At 64.7% G+C, this 18,762-nt stretch carries 18 protein-coding genes and 1 pseudogene; 4 read left to right on the plus strand and 15 right to left on the minus strand.

Annotated elements, in window-relative coordinates:
* Positions 1-223: 223 nt before the first annotated feature.
* The 5 genes from OIE68_RS17470 to OIE68_RS17490 form a co-directional block, all read right to left on the minus strand.
* Positions 224-1,012 carry a DUF3224 domain-containing protein gene (locus OIE68_RS17470; RefSeq protein WP_327100415.1) on the minus strand — a complete coding sequence of 263 codons (789 nt, stop codon included), beginning with the start codon at positions 1,010-1,012 and terminating at the stop codon, positions 224-226.
* Positions 1,013-1,098: 86 nt separating this feature from the next.
* Positions 1,099-1,446, minus strand: a complete 348-nt coding sequence (locus OIE68_RS17475; RefSeq protein WP_327100416.1) for a YciI family protein — start codon at positions 1,444-1,446, stop codon at positions 1,099-1,101.
* A 19-nt stretch (positions 1,447-1,465) separates the two neighbouring features.
* Positions 1,466-2,344 carry a virginiamycin B lyase gene (locus tag OIE68_RS17480; RefSeq protein WP_327100417.1) on the minus strand — a complete coding sequence of 293 codons (879 nt, stop codon included), beginning with the start codon at positions 2,342-2,344 and terminating at the stop codon, positions 1,466-1,468.
* A complete protein-coding gene (locus tag OIE68_RS17485; RefSeq protein ID WP_327100418.1) occupies positions 2,341-2,982 on the minus strand; it encodes a CatB-related O-acetyltransferase in 642 nt (213 codons plus the stop codon). Before OIE68_RS17485 ends, OIE68_RS17480 begins: the two co-directional genes overlap by 4 nt.
* Before the next feature lie 11 nt (positions 2,983-2,993).
* A complete protein-coding gene (locus tag OIE68_RS17490; protein WP_327100419.1) occupies positions 2,994-3,380 on the minus strand; it encodes a nuclear transport factor 2 family protein in 387 nt (128 codons plus the stop codon).
* A 123-nt stretch (positions 3,381-3,503) separates the two neighbouring features.
* Here OIE68_RS17490 and OIE68_RS17495 point away from each other — a divergent pair, with 123 nt between their 5' ends.
* Together OIE68_RS17495 and OIE68_RS17500 are read left to right on the plus strand one after the other, a co-directional pair.
* A complete protein-coding gene (locus OIE68_RS17495; RefSeq protein ID WP_327100420.1) occupies positions 3,504-6,221 on the plus strand; it encodes a helix-turn-helix transcriptional regulator in 2,718 nt (905 codons plus the stop codon).
* A 667-nt stretch (positions 6,222-6,888) separates the two neighbouring features.
* Entirely contained in the window at positions 6,889-8,406 is a 1,518-nt protein-coding gene (locus tag OIE68_RS17500) for an FAD-binding oxidoreductase (RefSeq protein WP_327100421.1), read from the plus strand.
* Between the two features lie 713 nt (positions 8,407-9,119).
* Here the strand turns inward: OIE68_RS17500 and OIE68_RS17505 are convergent.
* The 5 genes from OIE68_RS17505 to OIE68_RS17525 form a co-directional block, all read right to left on the minus strand.
* The gene (locus tag OIE68_RS17505; RefSeq protein WP_327100422.1) at positions 9,120-9,572 is read right to left on the minus strand and encodes a hypothetical protein; all 453 of its coding nucleotides are present in this window, start codon (positions 9,570-9,572) and stop codon (positions 9,120-9,122) included.
* Positions 9,573-9,679: 107 nt separating this feature from the next.
* Positions 9,680-10,573 (minus strand): hypothetical protein, encoded by an 894-nt coding sequence (locus OIE68_RS17510; RefSeq protein ID WP_327100423.1) that lies wholly within the window; start codon positions 10,571-10,573, stop codon positions 9,680-9,682.
* Positions 10,570-10,881: a type VII secretion target gene (locus OIE68_RS17515; protein ID WP_327100424.1), complete on the minus strand. Its 312-nt coding sequence runs from the start codon at positions 10,879-10,881 to the stop codon at positions 10,570-10,572. Before OIE68_RS17515 ends, OIE68_RS17510 begins: the two co-directional genes overlap by 4 nt.
* Positions 10,871-11,437: a hypothetical protein gene (locus tag OIE68_RS17520; protein WP_327100425.1), complete on the minus strand. Its 567-nt coding sequence runs from the start codon at positions 11,435-11,437 to the stop codon at positions 10,871-10,873. Before OIE68_RS17520 ends, OIE68_RS17515 begins: the two co-directional genes overlap by 11 nt.
* 1,224 nt (positions 11,438-12,661) lie before the next feature.
* A complete protein-coding gene (locus OIE68_RS17525; protein WP_327100426.1) occupies positions 12,662-13,357 on the minus strand; it encodes a TetR family transcriptional regulator in 696 nt (231 codons plus the stop codon).
* A 396-nt stretch (positions 13,358-13,753) separates the two neighbouring features.
* Between OIE68_RS17525 and OIE68_RS17530 the strand changes: the two genes are divergently transcribed.
* Complete coding sequence (locus OIE68_RS17530) at positions 13,754-13,993, plus strand: hypothetical protein (RefSeq protein WP_327100427.1); 240 nt, start codon at positions 13,754-13,756, stop codon at positions 13,991-13,993.
* A gap of 422 nt (positions 13,994-14,415) precedes the next feature.
* Here OIE68_RS17530 and OIE68_RS17535 read toward each other — a convergent pair whose 3' ends face one another.
* The 3 genes from OIE68_RS17535 to OIE68_RS17545 form a co-directional block, all read right to left on the minus strand.
* Positions 14,416-14,835, minus strand: coding sequence for a hypothetical protein (locus OIE68_RS17535; RefSeq protein WP_327100428.1), 420 nt, complete (start codon positions 14,833-14,835; stop codon positions 14,416-14,418).
* A gap of 3 nt (positions 14,836-14,838) precedes the next feature.
* On the minus strand, positions 14,839-15,168 hold the full coding sequence (locus tag OIE68_RS17540; protein ID WP_327100429.1) for a hypothetical protein: 330 nt from the start codon (positions 15,166-15,168) through the stop codon (positions 14,839-14,841).
* A gap of 243 nt (positions 15,169-15,411) precedes the next feature.
* Complete coding sequence (locus OIE68_RS17545) at positions 15,412-16,425, minus strand: alcohol dehydrogenase catalytic domain-containing protein (protein WP_327100430.1); 1,014 nt, start codon at positions 16,423-16,425, stop codon at positions 15,412-15,414.
* A gap of 388 nt (positions 16,426-16,813) precedes the next feature.
* On the opposite strand from OIE68_RS17545, the pseudogene OIE68_RS17550 reads away from it, so the two are divergent.
* Positions 16,814-17,182: pseudogene (locus OIE68_RS17550) on the plus strand (LysR substrate-binding domain-containing protein); the annotation flags it as partial.
* Positions 17,183-17,264: 82 nt separating this feature from the next.
* Here OIE68_RS17550 and OIE68_RS17555 read toward each other — a convergent pair.
* Both OIE68_RS17555 and OIE68_RS17560 read right to left on the minus strand, forming a co-directional pair.
* Positions 17,265-17,996, minus strand: a complete 732-nt coding sequence (locus OIE68_RS17555) for a cache domain-containing protein (RefSeq protein ID WP_327100431.1) — start codon at positions 17,994-17,996, stop codon at positions 17,265-17,267.
* On the minus strand, positions 17,993-18,745 hold the full coding sequence (locus tag OIE68_RS17560; RefSeq protein ID WP_327100432.1) for a FadR/GntR family transcriptional regulator: 753 nt from the start codon (positions 18,743-18,745) through the stop codon (positions 17,993-17,995). The genes OIE68_RS17555 and OIE68_RS17560 overlap by 4 nt, the downstream gene beginning before the upstream one ends.
* Between the last annotated feature and the right edge of the window lie 17 nt (positions 18,746-18,762).

Raw genomic sequence — 18,762 nt, forward strand, 5'->3', positions numbered from 1 at the left:
ACGGGCGGTCGTGGGTTGGATTCAACCGCGACCGCCCGTGTTTCGTGGTAGTCAGTTTCAGGCCGAGCTGCCGTACGGTGACCCCTACATCGCACAGGGTGCCGATCGCAACTGGCCGCGCACGGATACCAAAAGCCTGTCGTCGCAAGCGAACACAGCGGTCCAGTGCCGATGGAATTCCCTGACGATACGTCCAGGTGCCGACGATCGTTGCCACCGGTGTTCAGGAGAGCCTGTCGAAAATGTAGGTGAGGGTCAGGACGCCGGGGCGGGCCTCTATGGCATGTCCGGACAGCCCGGCGAGATCGGCCGTGCCCGAGTGCGGCACCACGGTGCCGAAGGTGCTTCGGTCGTCGCCGTCGGCCAGGCCGCCATGTTGGATCACGAAGGTGCCCTGCCGGCCCTCCAGGGTCGTGTTGATGTGCTCGGAGGCGACGTAGCCTGCGCCCGTGGCGCCCTGTGCGGTGAGAACCTCGGCGACCCCAGTTCCCTCCAGAGCGCCTCGGTAGGTTTTGCGGATCACGATCCTGGTCTGTTTCGGGCCTTCGTCCGGCTCGTGATAGGGAACCTCGTCCCAGCTGTCGATCTCGAACTCCGCCTGGATCGTTCGCGGCACCGTGTAGTCCGCCGTGGGCTCGGTGCCCCACGCGACCAGTTGCATCACGATGCCGTTGGGGTCGGTGACCTGGAACAGCCGTTCACCCCGGGGTTCCTCGCGCAGCGGCATGGTGATGGTTGCGCCCGCAGCGCGCAGGCGTTCATGCTCGCCCTCGATCCCGGTCACCGTGAAGGCCAGGATCATGCCGGTCGCACGCTGGTCGCGTTGGTGTGCGGGCAGGACGTCGATCCCGCGTCGCAGCAGGACGATGTCAGCTGCCGCGTCGTCCCGGGTCAGGGACACAAAGCCTTCGGCGGCGCGCGCTTGCTGGTAGCCGAAATGGGTGGTAAGGAAATCGCGGGAAGCGGCCACGTCGTCGACGGTCAGCGAGATGGTGGTTGCGGTGATGTTCAACGTTGTGTCCTCTGTATGGGGTACGCGGACGGTCGCAGCCGCCAGCGATCCTCGCTCTCGAACTGCCCTGGTCCTTCGGTGACGACTCAGGCGGATTCGAGGATCAGGCGGATTTCGATCGTCTCCGGAGTGGGGAGCGTCTTGGCCAGTTCGACGGCTTCCGCATGGTCGGCGACATCGAACACGAACCAACCGCCGAGGGTCTCCTCGCCGACGTACGCGGGTCCCACGGTCGCTGTGGGCGATCCGTCGGCCGCCCTGCGGACGGTCACCGGGGTGGTGTGCTCGGTATCGAAGGCCTCGCCGCCGACCAGTTTGCCCGCGGCCGCGACCTGGCCGATCCAAGTCTCATATGCCTCCCGGTAGGCGTCCCGGTCAGCCTGGATCTGGCGGCGTGACTCGTCCGTCTCGAAGATCACGAGCGCGTACTTCATGAAGGGTTCTTCTCCTGGGTCAGGCGGTGATGCGGGCGAGTGCCCCGGTTTCGAGGGCTGTCCACATGGCACGGTCGGGGCCGAGGGTGATGCCGTGCGGCTCGGCGCCGGGGGTGGGCAGGTCGTGTGTTTCGATCACAGCGTCCGGCGTGATGGTGCCGACACGGTTGCCGCCCCATTCGGTGAACCACAGGGTGTGGTCAAGGCCGGGGGTGATGGCGTGCGGTCGGCCGGAGCGGTCGGGTAGCGGGAACTCGGTCACGGTGCCGTCGGTGGTGATCCGGCCGATCTGCCCCGCGGCGATCTCAACGAACCACAGTGCACCGTCGGGTCCCGCGGTCATCCCGACCGGTGCGGCTGCCTCGGTCGGGAGCGGGTGCACAGTCACGGTGCCGTCCATGCCGATGCGGCCGATGGCGTTGGCCTGGTTCATTGTGAACCACATTCCGCCGTCCGGGCCCACGGTGATGGCGGACGGGAACGCCCCGGTGGCCGAAAGCGGGAACTCCGTGACCTCACCATCGGTGGTGATCCGGCCTATGCGGTCAGCGGCGGTCTCGGTGAACCACAGCGCCCCGTCGGGACCGGCTGCGATGCCGAACGGTCCGCACTGCGCCGTCGGTAACGCGAACTCCCGGACCGCACCGTCGGTGGTGATCCGGCCGATCCGGTGTGCCTGGTACTCGGTGAACCAGAGCGCACCGTCCGGGCCGGGTGTGATGATCGTCGGCCCACAGCCTGGGTCGAGTTGATGGTTCTCCGGCTCGCCGCCCGGCGCCAGCCGACCGATATGTCCACTGTGAACCAGCGTGTACCAGAGCGCGCTGTCCGGCCCGGTGGTGATCGCGTACGGCCCGTCGCCGGTCACGCTGTACTCCTCGATCGATACCCGTGTCATACGGCCTTCTCCAGTCCGTGCTCGGCGGCTGTGCGGGCGATGTCGGCGGGGGTACCGGCCATGATGGTGCGGGCGTGCTCGGTGACGAACTCCACCGGCCAGTCCCACCAGGCCGCGCGGCCCAGCGCCGCGACGTCGGCGGCGTCGAAACGCTGCCGGATCGGACGCGCCGGGTTGCCGCCGACGATCGTGTACGGCGGTACGTCCGCGGTGACCACCGCACCGGCCGCCACGATGGCGCCATCGCCGATGGTCACGCCGGGCATGACGATGGCCTGATAGCCGAACCAGACGTCGTTGCCGACCACAGTGTCGCCACGACTGGGCATGCCGGTGACGAGGTCGAGGGTTTGCTCGGCCCATTCGCCGCCGAACATGGTGAACGGGAAGGTGGACACGCCCATCGTCGGGTGTTCGGCGCCGGCCATCAGGAACCGCGTGCCGGCGGCGATCGCGCAGTACTTGCCGATGACCAGCCGTTCCGAGCCGTAGGCGTAGAGCACGTTGCGGTGCTCGAACTCCGTCGCGCCGTCCGGATCGTCGTAGTAGGTAAACTCCCCCACCGCGATCTTCGGCGAGCTGACCAGCGGTTTGAGGAACACCACCCGCTCATGGGCCGGTAACGGGTGGCGGGTCATCGGATCAGGTATCAAGGTTGAGCTCCTGGTGACGGGATCGGCGCGGGCACGGGATCGAGGAAGCCGTAGACACGGCGCAAGCGGGCCCGCTCGGTGACCATGACGACCAGCCCGATGATCACGGGAGGGCCATCGGCCGGTGCTAGTTCTCGGGTGAGGCGTACCACATGGTGGTGGCTGTCGACGCTCCCGGCCATGCGGTACACCAGACCGGGGAACTGCCGCTGGGCGGTGGCCACCACGTCCTCGATGGCGTCGCGGCCCTCGGCGGCCACGATCGGGTCGATGTAGCCGGCGTCGTCGGTCCAGAGCTCGTCGACGAGCACTCGACGCCTGGCCGGGTCGCGCTCGTTCCAGCTCGCCAGGTACCGCCTGACCAGCTCGTCGATGTCGGACATGGTCGATCTCCCTCGGCTCTCGTGCTCCGGTGATCAAGCTACGTCGGGGAACGGCGTGCGGAATCTGTCACATCCAGGTAATCCGGCCCGGGCGTCACCGGTCGGCTTAAGTACTGTCGCCGCATGCTGCACGGACGAGTGGAGGAGGTATCGGTCATCGATCGGCTGTTGGCGGACTGCCGCACCGGTCGCAGTGGGTGCCTGCTCATCACCGGCGAGCCGGGGATAGGCAAGACCGCGCTGCTCGAGTACGCGGCGTCGAGGGCCGACGGGCTGCGGGTCGTGCGCAGCACCGGGGTCGAGTCCGAGGCGCACCTACCGTTCGCCGGCCTGCACCTGCTGCTGCGCACGGCCCTCGGCCGGACCGACGCCCTGCCCGCGCCGCAGGCACGTGCCCTGCGCGGGGCCTTCGGGCTCGCCCCAGCCGAACCGGGCGACCGCATGCTGGTCGGCCTCGCCGTGCTCTCCCTCATCGGCGAGTTCGCCGACGGTGGCTCCGTGCTGTGTCTCGTCGACGACGCGCAGTGGCTGGACCGGGCATCCGCAGAGGCCTTGCTGTTCGCCGCGCGCCGTCTCGACGCCGAGGGCGTCGCGTTGATCATCGCCGCCCGGGCGGGCTTCGCCGCGCCAGGACTCGCCCAGATGTCACTGACCGGGCTCGACGCGCCCGCCGCCGCCGGACTGCTGGCCGAGCACGCCGCCACGCTGTCCCCCGCCGACCGGTACCGGGTGCTGGCCGAAGCGCAGGGCAACCCGCTCGCCCTCCTCGAACTACCGGCCGCCCTCGCCGCCGGCCAGCCGATCACCGCAGGTCGAGTCCTGCCCATGACGGACACGGTCCAGGCGGCGTTTCTCGACCAGGTGCGGCGGCTACCCGAGCCCAGCCAGCACCTACTGCTCGTCGCGGCCACCGAGGACACCGGCAACCGCGACGTCGTCCTACGCGCGGCCGACACCCTCGGCTGCCGCCCGACGGACCTGGTGCCGGCGGAAACGGCGCGGCTGATCCGGGTGGACAACCACACCGTGCGCTTTCGCCATCCCCTCGTGCGGTCGGCCATCTACCAGGCGGCACCGGTCAGCCTCCGCCTCGTCGTGCACACCGCCCTCGCCGACGCCCTCGACCAGCCGGACGACGCCGACCGGCGCGCCTGGCACCACGCCGTGGTCGCCACCGGACCTGACGATCACGTGGCCACAGAACTCGAGAGCACCGCCCAGCGAGCCGCCGCACGCAGTGGATACGCCGCCGCGGCGGCAGCCTACGAACGGGCCGCACAGCTGACACCACCGGGCGCGGACCGGGCACGCCGACTCGTGCTGGCCGCCGAAGCGGCCGCCGAGGAAGGCGACATCGAACGCATGACGGAACTCGCCGGCCACGGCGTCACGAGCACAGACGACCCCGCCCTCACCGTCCGCGCCATCCGGGTGCGAGCCACTGCGGCGTTTCATGTCGGCTCGCTCAGCACGGCCCGCCGGCTGCTTACCGAGGCAGCCGCGCTCACCCACGTCAGCAACCCGTCACTGGCCGGTCACATACTGCTCGATGCGGTGCACGCCGCCTGGTACCTCGGAGAACACGAGATCGCGGACACCGTGGAACGGCTGGACGTGCTCTCGTTGCCGCCCGACGACCCACTCACCCACGTCGCCCGCCTGCTGACCTGCGTCGTACGATCCGCGATCGGACAGGGTAGCCGGGACCCCGAGGCACTTACACAACAGATCGCGGACGCCCAGCGGACCGGGTTCGGTGGGCCGCACGACACGATCCTCGTCGGCGCCACCAGCCTGCAGGTCGCCGGCCAGGACACCGAGGCACACCGGGTGGCCCACGAACTGCTCACCCAATGCCGTGACCAGGGATGGATCGGCCGCACACCACCGGTACTTGCCTGCGTCGCCAGAGCGCTGACCTTCCTCAGCCGGCACACCGACGCCTGGGACGAGGCGACCCAGGGACTGCAGATCGCACAGGAGCTCGGACACCGGCAGTGGATCGCCGAAACCAGCGGCGTACTGGCCTACCTGGCCGCGGCGGCGGGCGACGAGCGACGCTGCCACGCCTTCGCCGACGACGCGCTCACCGCGCCGGAACTCGGCTCGCCCGCACCGGGCATGTCCTGGGCACAGTGGGCACTGGCGTTGCTCGACCTCGGGCACGCCCGCTGGGATTCCGCCCTCACCCGGCTGACGATCCTGCACACCGGACCGGTGCGACATCAGCTCCCCGGCCTGCGCAGCATCCCTGACCTGGTCGAGGCGTCGGTCCGACTCGGCCGTCCGGCCGTCGCCCGCGAACCGCTCGCCCGGCTCACCGATTGGGCACACCAAGCCAGGCAGCCATGGATCGACGCGCACGTCCACCGCTGCCGCGCACTGCTCGCACCAGAAGCCGACGCCGCGGAGCTGTACGAGACGGCACTGCGGCTACACCCCGACGACCGACAGTTCGAACGCGCGCGAACCGCGCTGCTCTACGGCGAATGGCTGCGCCGCGCGCGCCGCAAGTCCGATGCCAGGGCTCACCTCCGTGACGCCCACGAGACGTTTCGCAGGCTCGGCGCCATGCCCTGGGCCGAACGAGCCCGCGCCGAGCGGGACGCGACCGGAGAAGTCGTACCGAAACCCGAGACAGCGGACGGCGCGCTGGCCGTACTCACCCCACAGGAGCGCAAGACCATCCGACTCGCCGCACGCGGACTCTCCAACCGGGACATCGCAGCACAGCTGTTCCTAAGCCCACGCACCGTCGGGTACCACCTCTATAAGGCATTCCCCAAACTCGGCATCACCGCCCGAACCGAACTCGCTGCCCTCGAACTCACAGACACCTGACCATGACTCCAACCGGAACATCGCCGATTGACCGATGTCGAAGACGCGTCCGCATACCTCCATGAGGGCCGCATCAGCGACCTCACCGGACAGCTCTACGACCCGAGGGCAACCAGCTCATCGACGAAACGCCAAGCTGCGAAGCCTTCTCACCACACTCAATCAGAACCTGACCAGGGCCAACAACGAGAACCGCTCCCTCCGGCGATCCTTCGAAGGCGCACGCGCCAACGTCAAACGCGAACGCAACCTCACCCAGATCTTCTGTCAGTGATGCCTAGCGGTCCCGAGGCACAGCCGCGCAGGGGCTCGAGGTGCTGCAGCTATTCGGTGAGTCTATTGCGGTGCGGTTCAAGGAAATTCACCACCATGGCGGCGATCAGACCGCGCGGTGCACGACGTCGATCATGGTTTCCGACGCGCGGGCCGCAACGGGCCGTGGTGGCGTGCGGTCCACGAGACCGCAGCCGCGAGCTGAGGCCGCGGTTACGTGTCGCGGGTCTCCTTCATGCTGTCGCCATCGTCCTCGACTGGCGTGTCGGGACACACCGCCACGTCACCCCGTTACCGTGCGGGGGTCGACCACAAAGGACTGCCCGGCGGCTGGCGGGTAAGAGTTCCCTTGGCAGCCGGGTACTGGCGTAGCCCGATTGAGAGGATCTGGACCTTGAGCGATCTTTCTCGCCGTGACCTGCTCAGGACATCGGCCGCCGCTGGCGTCGGAGCAGTCGTTGTCTCGAGCCTGACGGCCGCAGACACACCGGATATTGCGGACGCGAGCGCCCCGGGAAGTGTGGCCGCGGGCCACCCGAGTAAAAGCCCGGGAAGCCCGCCGGCGGCGCTGACCGGCCACATCGTCCGCCCCGGTGACGCGTCGTACACGGATGCGCGACTCGGCTGGGACCAGCTCTTTTCTCACTATCCGCTGGTGATCGCCTTCGCACAGGAAACCCAGGACGTAGTGAACGCCCTGACGTGGGCGCGGCAGCACAACATCGCGCTGCGGGTGCGCAGCGGCCGCCACGCCCTCGAAGGCTGGTCGAACCTCGACGACGGCATCGTAATCGACGTCAGCCAGCTGAAGTCGGTACAGATCGACCCTGGCGCTCGTAGCGCGACGGTCGGTGCCGGGCTGAACCAACTGGAAGCGGTAACGACGCTCGCGAAGCAGAACCTTGCGGTCACAACCGGGAGCGAGGGCAGCGTGAGCTTGTGTGGTGCGACGCTCGGCGGTGGCCTCGGGCCCCTCAACCGCTGGCTCGGCATGGCCTGCGACAGCCTGATGGCGGCCGAGGTCGTCGTCCCGTCGGGTCACGACTGCGCCAAAGTGATCAACGCGGACTTGCAGCACCACTCGGACCTGCTCTGGGCGCTTCGCGGGGCGGGAAACGGCAACTTCGGGATCGTCACACAACTCACCTATAAGGTGTATCCGCTCGAGCATCTCGCCTATGTGCAGGCGACATGGGATGGACTTGGGGACCTGTACGGGGTCTTCGAAGCGTGGCAGCATACGGTACCGTCCGCCGACAGCCGTCTGGGATCCGAGCTCGAGATCCACAAGTCCCAGATTCTGCTGTCCGCGTGGCTTGTGGAGGGGGCAGCGGCACAGGCCACAGAGATGCTGGCTCCGATCCTGTCGGTCGGCACGCCCGATATCACGGTGCAGGTCGGTAACTGGGGCGACTTCTTTGCGGGAGCCCAGGTCCCGCTCGCGCAAGAGCCCGCGAACTGGAAGTTCTTCTCGGAGTTCGTCAAAGAGCGGTTCCCGAAGAAGGCGATCGACATCATCGGCGACTTCATGCGAAACGCTCCCACAGAGGAGAGCAACTACTTCGTCGATGCCTTCGGTGGGGCGATCAAGCGGGAGCCCCCCGGCGGCACGGCGTTCGCGCATCGCGACGCGCTTTTCTACGGCGAGATCGGCGCAGCCTGGGGGACTCGTTCAACACAACCAGGCGTCGGCGACCCGCTCACCTCGCAGGCCCAGGCCTGGACCGCCGAGTTCAGCCAGGCGCTGCGGCCCTACGCGGACGGCGCCTACGTCAACGTGCCGGACGTCGGAATGCAAGAGTGGGAGACCGCCTACTGGGGAAGACAGCACTTCGAGCGGCTGCGCAGGATCAAGGCGAAGTACGACCCCCACAACGTCTTCCAGTACGAGCAGAGCATCCCGCCCGCGTAACACTGATCGACAGTTCGCCGCTGCTCCCCAACCCCCGGGTGGCCGTCAGCGCCACCGCTATTTGCCGATGACCAGCAGTTTTCGATGTTGCAGGAGGTTGGCGTACTGGTCGATACCCTCTCCGGACACCAGTGCTAACCACACACCGGTCAGCTGACGCAACGGTGATTTGCCGTTTGGGGTCGTAGCGGATCTCCAGGTTCAATGCCTCGTCGAGCGCGATCCTGTCCTGTGGTGCGCCTGCATCGAGCACGGCGGCCATATCTCCCAGCGAATTGATCATCATCTCGATCTGGGTAGCGGTCAGCGGGACCGTGTGCGCTATCTGATCCATTCACTTTGCGCGATTGCCTCGTCGGCCTGCGCGGCGTTCATGGCGTCGACGAGCGATTGGGGTCCACCCCGGCTTCGATGGCGCCCAGGTGGCGTTACAGCTTGGTTTCGGCGGTGTTTATCTTGGCGCGCAGCATCTTTCGGCGCACCTGCAACCCGGCTGACCAGCACACACCGCACCTACGAAACGAAGGGACCAACCACTCCGAACCCGTGGAACCCGGCAGCCAACCCGCTGACCGGGCCACCCACGTTTGCCCATACGCTGCTGATCAACAGCGAAAACCCAATCCCGATCAGGCCGACACGCCACCCACGAGAGAAATCGAGGTTAGGTCCCGACAGTTCCCCGTGCCGTCGCTTGGTGCTCACCGAACCGGCTATCGATCGGCTGCAAATTTTTTGGTCAGCTCGGTTAGGAATTGAACGGATTTGCGTTTGTCGTCGTCTGTCAGGTGGAGGTCACCGTTAGCCGTCTGGGTTTCGGTATCCCGGATCTCGAGAATTGCGTTCCACGTATTGATGCGGGTAGCGAACCGTACCGTGTCCGGATATATGTCTTTATCTGTTCGCAGGTCGTACACCCATACTGCCTCGCCCAGCTCTGGCGTCTTCACGAATCCACGGCGGCCCCATGTTGGGTCCGCATCGTCCGGTGCGTTTTGCACCACGTAACTCCCAATCGGGTTCTGCCCCTGGGCGAGTGTGCACACTCCACCGTGAACAAGGACGGTGCCTGTCGAGAGGATTAAGTCGGTGGCTCGCACTTCGACGGCGTGCAACTCGGTTGTGAAGAAGTTCTTCACAACATCGCACAGCTCGCCCTGCGTCATTGCCGGTCGAGCCTGAGACGACACGGGTGTTGCAGCGGGCTGCGACGAGGAGCATCCCGCTGCCAAGGCCAGGGCGGCAGTGGCGACCACGGTTAGCAAGCCAATCCTCACTGAGGCACCGTCCAATCCGACTTGTCCCCGTCTTTCGTCGACGCGTCGCCGATTGCTTCCCGGATTCCTTCGATTCCAGTCCCGTAGGAAGATTTGACACCACTGGGCCACTTATTGTCAGGCAAACCCTTTTGAATCTCCACGATCTGCGATATCTTGTTACCTTCAATCATATTAGTCTTGGCGGCATCCCCCATAGTCTTCACAATACCGATAATGAAGGCCCTTGCAGCCTCAACCACCTTTACCAACTCCTGCGCAACCGAGAGCGCGCCCGAGAACGATATGGATAGCATACTCTTGACGCTGCTGAAAAAGCCGTCCTCAACCTTAGAGATCAACTCCTGCACTTTCGTGGCGATCTCGCCGTATAGAGTCAACTCCGCCGCAGCAATCATTTCCAAGCCGCCTGCGATTTTGTCAAATTCTAGCGGTAAGCTGTCCAATGCAGGCTGTTGCCTGGTTGTGCGCATTTCTTCGTACCTGGTAGCCGCATCACCCGACCACTCAGAGAGCTTGGTGTCAACGAAGTCGCCTCCTGCTGCGACCAGGTTATTCCTGAGGTTGCGCCACTCATTCGCGACGTCGATGAACTTGACCGGAACATCTAGATCGGGTTCGAGTTTCTTGAGCTTCTCCCAGGTTTCACGAATGGCATTATTCGCCTTGTCACGTTCGGCCCAAATCTCATCGACGGCATCTTCAACCGACCCGGTCAATACCCCCACGGGATTGTTGACGGCACCGGCATACCCGTTTGCTCGAACAAGCTTGACGAGATGCCCGCAGCCTGAGTCCACCTTCGCCGGCAGATCTCCCACTTCGATTACCTTCGCACGAAGATACGATGACTTTTCGAGCAAGCTTTGCCGGTTATCTGCGGCTGTCATATCTCCCCCTCGAGCTTTACCAGCTTTCCTTTACTAGCGAGGTCTTCCGCTTCATACGTATCGGCCGCGGATTTAAGGACTTTGCCGATATCCTCGAAAACGGTGACACCTTCATTCAACCTGTCTCGGAAGTAGCCAGGGGCCGGTTGATACTTCGACAGGGCTTCCGCGAACGTGCCCGCTTCTGACGCAGTGATTTCAAGCTTTTTGGTTGTCTCCACTCCCGCCTCGAGGTTGCTGGCAGCTTCACCCCAGCTGGTGGCAGCCAATCTCATCGCGCGCAGGTTAAGTGTCAGCTTATCTGCCATCACCCATCCGTTCTTCTAGGAGCCGCAGCCGATGGTGGTCCAACTGATATTCCAGATCATCGTCTGCATAACGTGAATAGTCTCCCCGTACGATGCGCTTTGGGCGCATGGAACGGATCTGATCGGCGCACCACAGGATTTCGTCTACGATCCGATCGGGCTGCGCGGTCGCTGCCCAATCATTTCGCACCTCGATCGACAGCAGTCGGGATACGTCAGCGGTCAGCCTGACGGGATGTTGTCCGTGAAATATGACTTGACCCGATGCTTGGAAGTGGCCGCTGTTGATCATGCTGCTGGACGCGATGCTGTATTCCTCCCAGGTCCGAGTCTCGAGCAACACCATCAGAATTGTCCGGTGATCCGGGATCGCTGCCTCCGAAATTTCTTGCGGAGTCGGCCGACGACCAGATGCGTACAACTGGTCTATACGCTTTTCCACAGCGGCTCTGTAGGCCGCCATAAGTTCGGCGCCTACCTCATGGGGAGCAACATAGCGGCTCCACTGCGGACGAATCAGAATGCGGATTGGAAGGCATCCGCGGTCGAGTTCCATTGAGGCGAAGGATGACCCGATACGGGTTGGAGTTGCGGATGAGTCAGCCGCCACAAAGGGGGCCTCAGCCCGTGGCGGCGTCGACTTGGTGACGGCCGGTGATGGTTTCGGCTCGACAGGAGGTGGCACCGAAACAGGTTGCGCGGCGTTGGACCTCCTCGGTCCAAGTGGCTCTTCGTCCCAGTACTCATCGGGGTCGTCGAGTGATTGAAGTATCCCCCCGCCGCCATCACGTCCCCTCATAGCCTTCTACCCGCTGCGCGGGACAGTGTCCTTCTGTGATTTGAACTGACATCGCACCCCTCCTGCAGTTGGCCACACCCAACCGCGACGACTGCCTGTCAGCCTCTCGGGCGTCGTCCGGTTTGTCAAGGTGACGATGATCTTTCTTATCCCTGAAATTGCCTGGCCGCCAGGGTGATTGGTACTCCAACAGCCGTGCAGCGCGAGACACCGAACCATCATCGTTGACGTGAGCTGTTGGGGCGCTTGACATCTGGTAGGTCTCTCCCGGCTCATCAGGCGCTTACCAGGTCCCGTGTGCAAATTGCTCGCCGGTGTCCTGCTGGCGAATTCTTGCTCGGTCGATCCAAGTCGTGAATATGGCGGCCAAATCCGTTGGTGCTGTGGGGCGGATAGTGATGTGGTAGTGCGGGTTTCGGTGTAGCGGCCGTCGTCGGTGATGTCGTACCACTGCACGGCGTTGGTTGCGTCGACGCGGCTGTGGAAGGCCGGGATACTTTCGCTGTAGCAGTTTGCTTGTGGCCGGCGCGGCCTTGGAAAAAGAGCGTGTGGGGTTTGTGAGGTGGGTCGATCGGGCTGTTTCTTTTCCCGGCATCGTGGCCGGATCTTGCCCGACGGCCATTCGAGAGGAATCGGCTGAACCACTGGCAGGCGATCAAGGATCGCTCGAGCCGAACAGGAAAAGTGTTGCCGCGTTGACCGCAAAAGGAAGCGCCGTCCGGCCGGTCGCTGCATACAGGCATTCGTCGGGAGCTCGCCGCCACAGGGGCACACGTTCAGCGCGGCGGTATGGGGGCGGGAGCTTGGACTCGAACCTCGTCCAGCGGCACGCGTTCGCCGCGGCGGGTCTACAACTCGAACCAGACGCGCTTGTCACGCGGAACGATAGAGGGGGTGGAAGATTTGGGTACTGGCGACCGGCAGTCAGCGCTGGAAATAGGCGGGCAGGCAGGCGATGTGCGCCCCGCCAGTCGCCAGCGGTCAGGCGTTCCCTGGGATGTCTCCGCCCAGTGCACCCGTGAGGTAGTGCTGCACAGTCGGCGCGATCAGGCGGATGACCTGCTCTGAGGGGATATCGGCGATGCGGTCGATCGCCCAGACGTTACGCGTCATCGCCAGACCCACGATCTGCGTGGCGACCAGATCTGCGCGCAGCTCGGCCTCGTCGTGGGCAAGGCTCGCCGACACGACCTGCAAGACGAGCGCGGAGCAGACGGAGCGGAGGCGCTCCACGGCGAAGGGTTCGTGACTTGCCGCGATGATGATCGAGCGCAGGACCTCCGAGGTGGCCGGGTCGTCCCACATGCGCAGCGCCGCCTCCACGAAGGCTCGCCCGCGCTCCTCCAGCGGCACCTGGGCGGCCTCGGCAATGCCCGCACCGAAGGCATCCGGCGGTTCCAGCGCCGCCTTCAGCAGTCCCGTCTTGTTGGAGAAGTCGTAGTTCACCAGGGTGGGATCCACATCGGCGGCCTGAGCCACCAACCGCAATGAGGTCCCGTTGTAGCCCCGCTCGGCGAAGGACTTGCGGGCCGCCCTCAGGATGCGGTCCGCCTGCGCGCCACGTTCCCCACTCGGACCCCTTCCTGCCCCTATCGATCTAGCAAACTCGCTGCATGCGCGACAGAGCGGTGGCACACCTGCGGTTTTCTGCAATGACTCCCACAATCCCCTATACATAGTTAACCGACTGTGCGTAAACTGTGACCAAGCTGATATCAAAAGACGACCGGGAAGGTCGGCAGCCCTGTAGGCGCTAGGTCGAAACGACTGCACGTCCCACAAGTTGCCCACTAGGTCGGCGAGCAGAAGTCCGCAACCGGCTCGCGATCTGCAGGCTTACCCTCTCGTCATCATATTGAAGATTGGCCCCCCGCGACGCGGCGGCGGACAGACGGTAGCCGCGATTTAGTGACGTTATCGAACAGTTGAGCGTTTCCACAACACCAGAACTGCTGCATCGGCGAGCCTCAGCGGCTCTTCCTGGGTCCGCGCTACCGAACACGTTGCCGGAAACCCGATCCCCCTGTCCGAGAAACCGATCCGCAAGATCACTACCGCCACGAAGGAACTGCAATGCGCAAGAATGTCGAAGACGCACTACATCAGGATTTCAATCGCTGGAGCGAACTGGTCGACCGCGCCGCACACGCGGATAACGAAGTCGAAAGAGAGAAACCCGCCTTGGCTGCGGCAGAGCTGGAAATGAAGTGGATCCGCACCGCCGCCGAAGAATGGAGAACACTGCACGACCAATGGTGGGAAAGAATCGACCGGCCGCGAACAAGTGTGAAGTCCGAATACGCTCTGCTTTGATTGTGTGACTGGTGTTGCGGTAGTGGTCGCCGACCACGCCTTGCTCACCGGCTTACTCACCACATCTACGTCACCGAGTCCGGGCGGGCGCGCTTGGCAGAGGCGCGCATAGCCGTCGCCCGCCGTGAGTTCCGAAATGGAAGCCGTCTTCACGCCTGAGCAACGAGGGCGATCCGCGACTGACTCGAAGGTATCTCCGAAGCGTGCCCCTGGCCCCATCGACCCTAATGTGCTGCCGGGGACAACAAATTGGCGAAGGCCGCCGCGACTGGCCATCTATCTCCGCGAGTCACAGCAGCTCAGTGGCCACTTCATGCGCACCCAACCAGGGTAGGAGCTGAACACGCCGCCGGACCATCGCGGCATTCCGAATTGCAGTGGTACAACCGACATACGCCGCACGCTCACCAGGAGCTGACGAGTCAGACGGAGAGGTCACTGAGTTGGCGCCACAGCTGGTCGGCGGTGCGCGTGTTGCGATGTGCGACGTACGCGGTCCATGCCCAACCGACGATCGACACGGAATACCAGTACAGCCGCCAGTCTGTCGGGTGCAGACCGCTTCCGAGACCTATGGCGAGCAGCACCATGAATAGCGCGGCGAACCCGGTGTAGAGCGCGCGCCGGCGCGAGGCTGCATCCTGTGCCTGTTCGAGGCGCGGGATCCATGATTCGGCGGTCGCGTCCGGGGGGAGCTCGCGGGCCTTCAATGCGCGGCCGATTTCACGATTCGCGCCTTTGTCGGCAGATTCGAATACTCGGACAGGACGCATGTATCGCCACGCGAGCACGGATCCGACAACGGCCGGTACGAGCATGAGCACGATGATGACCACGACCATGATTCACCTACCCGCAGTGTGGGCAAGATGGTCGAGGACTGTGCCCGCGAACCGCCATTGGAGGTGGATCGTGGTGAGGTTGACGGCCGAAGCGGCAAGCGCGAGCAAATAGACATAAAGCAGCGTATTGCTCGCGGCCGGATTCGTTGCGATCTCGGTGATCAGCAGCGCCGCCCAAAGCGCGGTGAGTGCGATGAACGGGCCACGCAGCCGTATCGGACGTGCCTGCGCGTAAACGAGATGCGGCCCATTCGGGAGAAGGACCAGGCTGCGACGCCGCTCCGGAATCACCAACCAGCGCACCAGCAGCCCGGCGATGACTGCAGTCAGCACAGTAACGGCGATGAGATGCAAAGAATACCTGTCTTTCCTCGTGCGAGACTTCGTCGACCTGCATGAATAGATTCGGTCACGTACGCAGTTAGCGATAGCCACCCATGGGTGGACATCGGCCCACCTCACAGGGCTTCTCCAACAAGAATCGATTTCCGGGCAGCTGGAGTTCGCACCACCTACCGCCCGAACCGCTGCTGATCTACCGGGTAGCGGGCTAGCGGTCATCGTCGTTGTTGACGGTCACACCGTGAGGACCATGCGGTAGCGGGCCCGTCCCTGTTCCATTGCGGCATATGCCTCGGCGGCCTGATCCAGGGGCCGTTCCTGGATTCGCGTGCGCACGCCGGATTGGACCGCGAATTGCATCGTTTCCTCGATATCGGGCGCAGTGCCGGAGGCGTGGCCGGTGATGCTCAGCCCGCGAGTGATCAGCTGCATCGGGCTGATCGGTAGTGGCTCGGCGGAGACACCAACGGCGATGAGCTCGCCGCGCGGTAGTAGCCCACCGACCGTTTCGGCCATGGCTGTAGCGCTGCCCACAGTTCCCAGAACAACCGACACACCGCCGAGCCCCCGCAGCGCTTCGCTGACGTCGCCGGCGGTCGAGTCGATGTAGTGGTGGGCGCCTAGCGCGCGGGCGTCCTCGGCTCTTCCCGCACCGCGGGCGATCGCAATCGTTTCGAAGCCCATAGCGTGGGCGAACTGCACGCCGAGGTGGCCCAATCCGCCGATACCCAGTATGGCGACGCGGTCGCCGGGTACCGCCTGGGTTTCGCGAAGCGCGTGGTAGGTGGTGACTCCGGCACAACCCATCGGCGCGGCCTCGGCCAGAGAAAGCGCATCAGGGATTCGGGCCAGCGCATTGGCCGGTACAGTCACCGACTCGGCATATCCGCCGGGGTACTGCCAGCTGGGGACCTGCATGTTCGCGCAGTGGATGAAGTCGCCTTTCCGGCATGGGACGCACTTGCCGCAGTGCCCACCGAACCAGCCCACAGCGACACGGTCTCCGACGACGTAATTGTCGACATCGGCGCCGAGCTCGGCGATCGTTCCGGCGATCTCGTGCCCCGGGGTCAGCGGCCACGACATGTTTGGGAACGCGCCGCTGATGAACGCACGGTCGGTGCCGCAGATCCCGCACGCCGAGACTGCGAGGCGTACATGGTTGCGAGGCGGTGAGGTCGTTTCGACATCGACCAGTTTCAATGCCGCACCGGCGGACTGCACGTGAACAGCCTGATGAGTAGACATCGGTATCCTCGCATTTCCTGGGGAGCGGCGGCGTCTGGAACCTCACCACAACGGGACCGAGGCGGCGGCGCCGGCAATTCTCGAACGGTATCGGGCACCAGATGAAAAATCGGTTTTCATGGTTTGTCTTTTGTTGCCGTCGGCAACCCCTGCCATCGACGCTGCTGTCGCGTTCAACGACGGTGCCAGCGGCACCCTGGTCACGTAGAGCTACCTTGCCGTGCCACTTTTGTATCGGCCGGCTGACAGATCGTCATCCACCCTGCGCGGCGTCGCACGCCCAGTGCAATGGACACCGGCCCAAAACGATGCCGTGAGAATCATACGTTCGCCGAGGCGGTACCGAGGTGTAACGCGACGTGTCCTTGCCGGCCTCACCATGCACCCAGCGCACGGCCGACGGCTGCTCCGCATCGCGGCCTCGAGCGTGTTCGCCGAACATGCCGCGCCCGGCCTCATCGACCGGTTCGCGGCGCGGGCGAAGGGTCTGTAGGTCGAGCTGAGTGTGCGTCCCACCAGCCAGTTCCGCGGCTTGATCGGGACCTGCGCGGTGGATATCGCGCTGGGGCCTGGGCAGGACGACGCTGCCGCCCTCGGAGTGGTACGCGACCACCCTGCCACCCGACATCCGCCAGCCCGCGGTGTCGGAACTGCTGCGGTTCATCACCACCCCGCGCTGCATCCGGGCGATGATCCGCGGGTCGGGGTCGGCGTCACTCGGTTCCGCCCGAAAGTGCATGTGACGCTGTGGAGTTGAACGCGGGCGCCGCGCGGAGTATCGGCGGGGCCGACCAAAATATGTGCCGGGAGCTCGCGGCAGGATCCCAATCCGGAATGGCTCAGTGGGATGTCGTGGATCCCAACGGATGCAATGACCAAGGCACCGCCTCGACCGGGACGGTCGCAGCGGATCTGTCCATCCGGCTCGTCTTGGATCCGGTCGTGAATTCGGGATCGGTCCCGATGATGACGCGGCCTTCGCTATTGACCAGCACTACCCGCTGATCGAATGCCTGGAATCGCGGTAGCAAGGCCTGCTCGATCGCGGCGACCGGCACATCGGCACCGGCGATTCCGAGAAATGTTCCCGACGTGATCGTGACCGGTGTCGAGAATGTGCAAACGTACTCGTCGGTGCACGCGTAATCGAGGTGTGGCCCTTGTACCCATCGCCGACCCTGGTCGCGCGGAACCGTGAACCAGTCCATTTTGGTGTAGTCGTAGAAGTATTCACTATCGGGATTCAATTCGAGGATCAGGCGCTGCCCGTCCGGAAGCCACCATTCCAGATGTCGGGGGCGATCGGTGAGAACGCCGTCGGCCATCACGACACCTGCTCCGTTGAACAGTTTTCCGCGCCGCTCGAGCTCGCCGAGAATGGTCTCGCACAGCGGTGCCAGATCGGTCGACCGGGGAGCGAGCCGCGGCCTCTCGGGGAGCCCCTTCCAGAGGGCTGTCAGCGCGGTCCCGATGGTTGTCAGCGACAGGTAGATCTCGTCGGCCAGTTTTGTGACGGAATCAGCGAGCGACTCGATGGTCGCTGGGGCGGGAACGTTATCGGTATCCCTCATCGATCACTGAGCTCCAAGCGTAAAGCGACGAGGCGGCGGATGCGTGACTCCGTCTGCGATTCTGCCAGTTCTCTCGCCCGGGCATCGTCTTCTCGTTCGATGGCGTCCACCAGGTCACGATGGGCGGTCGCCTCGGCCGTCGGCTCCAGTTCCAGCCGCGGCAGCCAGAGCAGGGCAGAGAGCTCGGCCTGCAGACCGACCTCGGCGCGGGTAAGCCGGGTGGACTGCGCGCACACCGCCATCTCGATATGAAAGCGGCTGTCGGCCCGGCGTGCCGAGACGAGGTCAGCGCTCTCCTTCAGCCGGTCGGCCAGCGCCCGGAGCCGGGCTATATCGGCCTGCAACCCGCGGCGCGCGGCAAACACAGCGACCGCTCCGGTGACGGCGAAGTGCTCATCCCCCAGATCGCGCAGTTCCTGGATGCTCATCTGTTGCAGCCGCGCCAGCGAGGTGTTCTCGAAGACCTCCGCCGAAGCACTGATGAAGCTACCGCCCCCGCGCCCGCGCTTGGTGTGGACGATGCCCTGCTGCCGAAGTACGACCAGCGCCTCTCGCAGAGTCATCGTCGACACACCCAACTGGTTGGCGAGATCGGTCTCGCTCGGCAACTGCTGGCCGTCGACCATCACACCGAGGCTGATCGCCGCAGACAGCCGCTGGACCACTGCCTCGGTTTTCGGACCGCCGCCCTCGAGCGGTGACAGCACGGCACCGAGCGCGGTCAATCCGACCCTCTTCTGCTGGGACAACACGACTCCTGGGGTGG

The sequence above is a fragment of the Nocardia vinacea genome, from assembly GCF_035920345.1.
Taxonomy (GTDB): domain Bacteria; phylum Actinomycetota; class Actinomycetes; order Mycobacteriales; family Mycobacteriaceae; genus Nocardia; species Nocardia vinacea_A.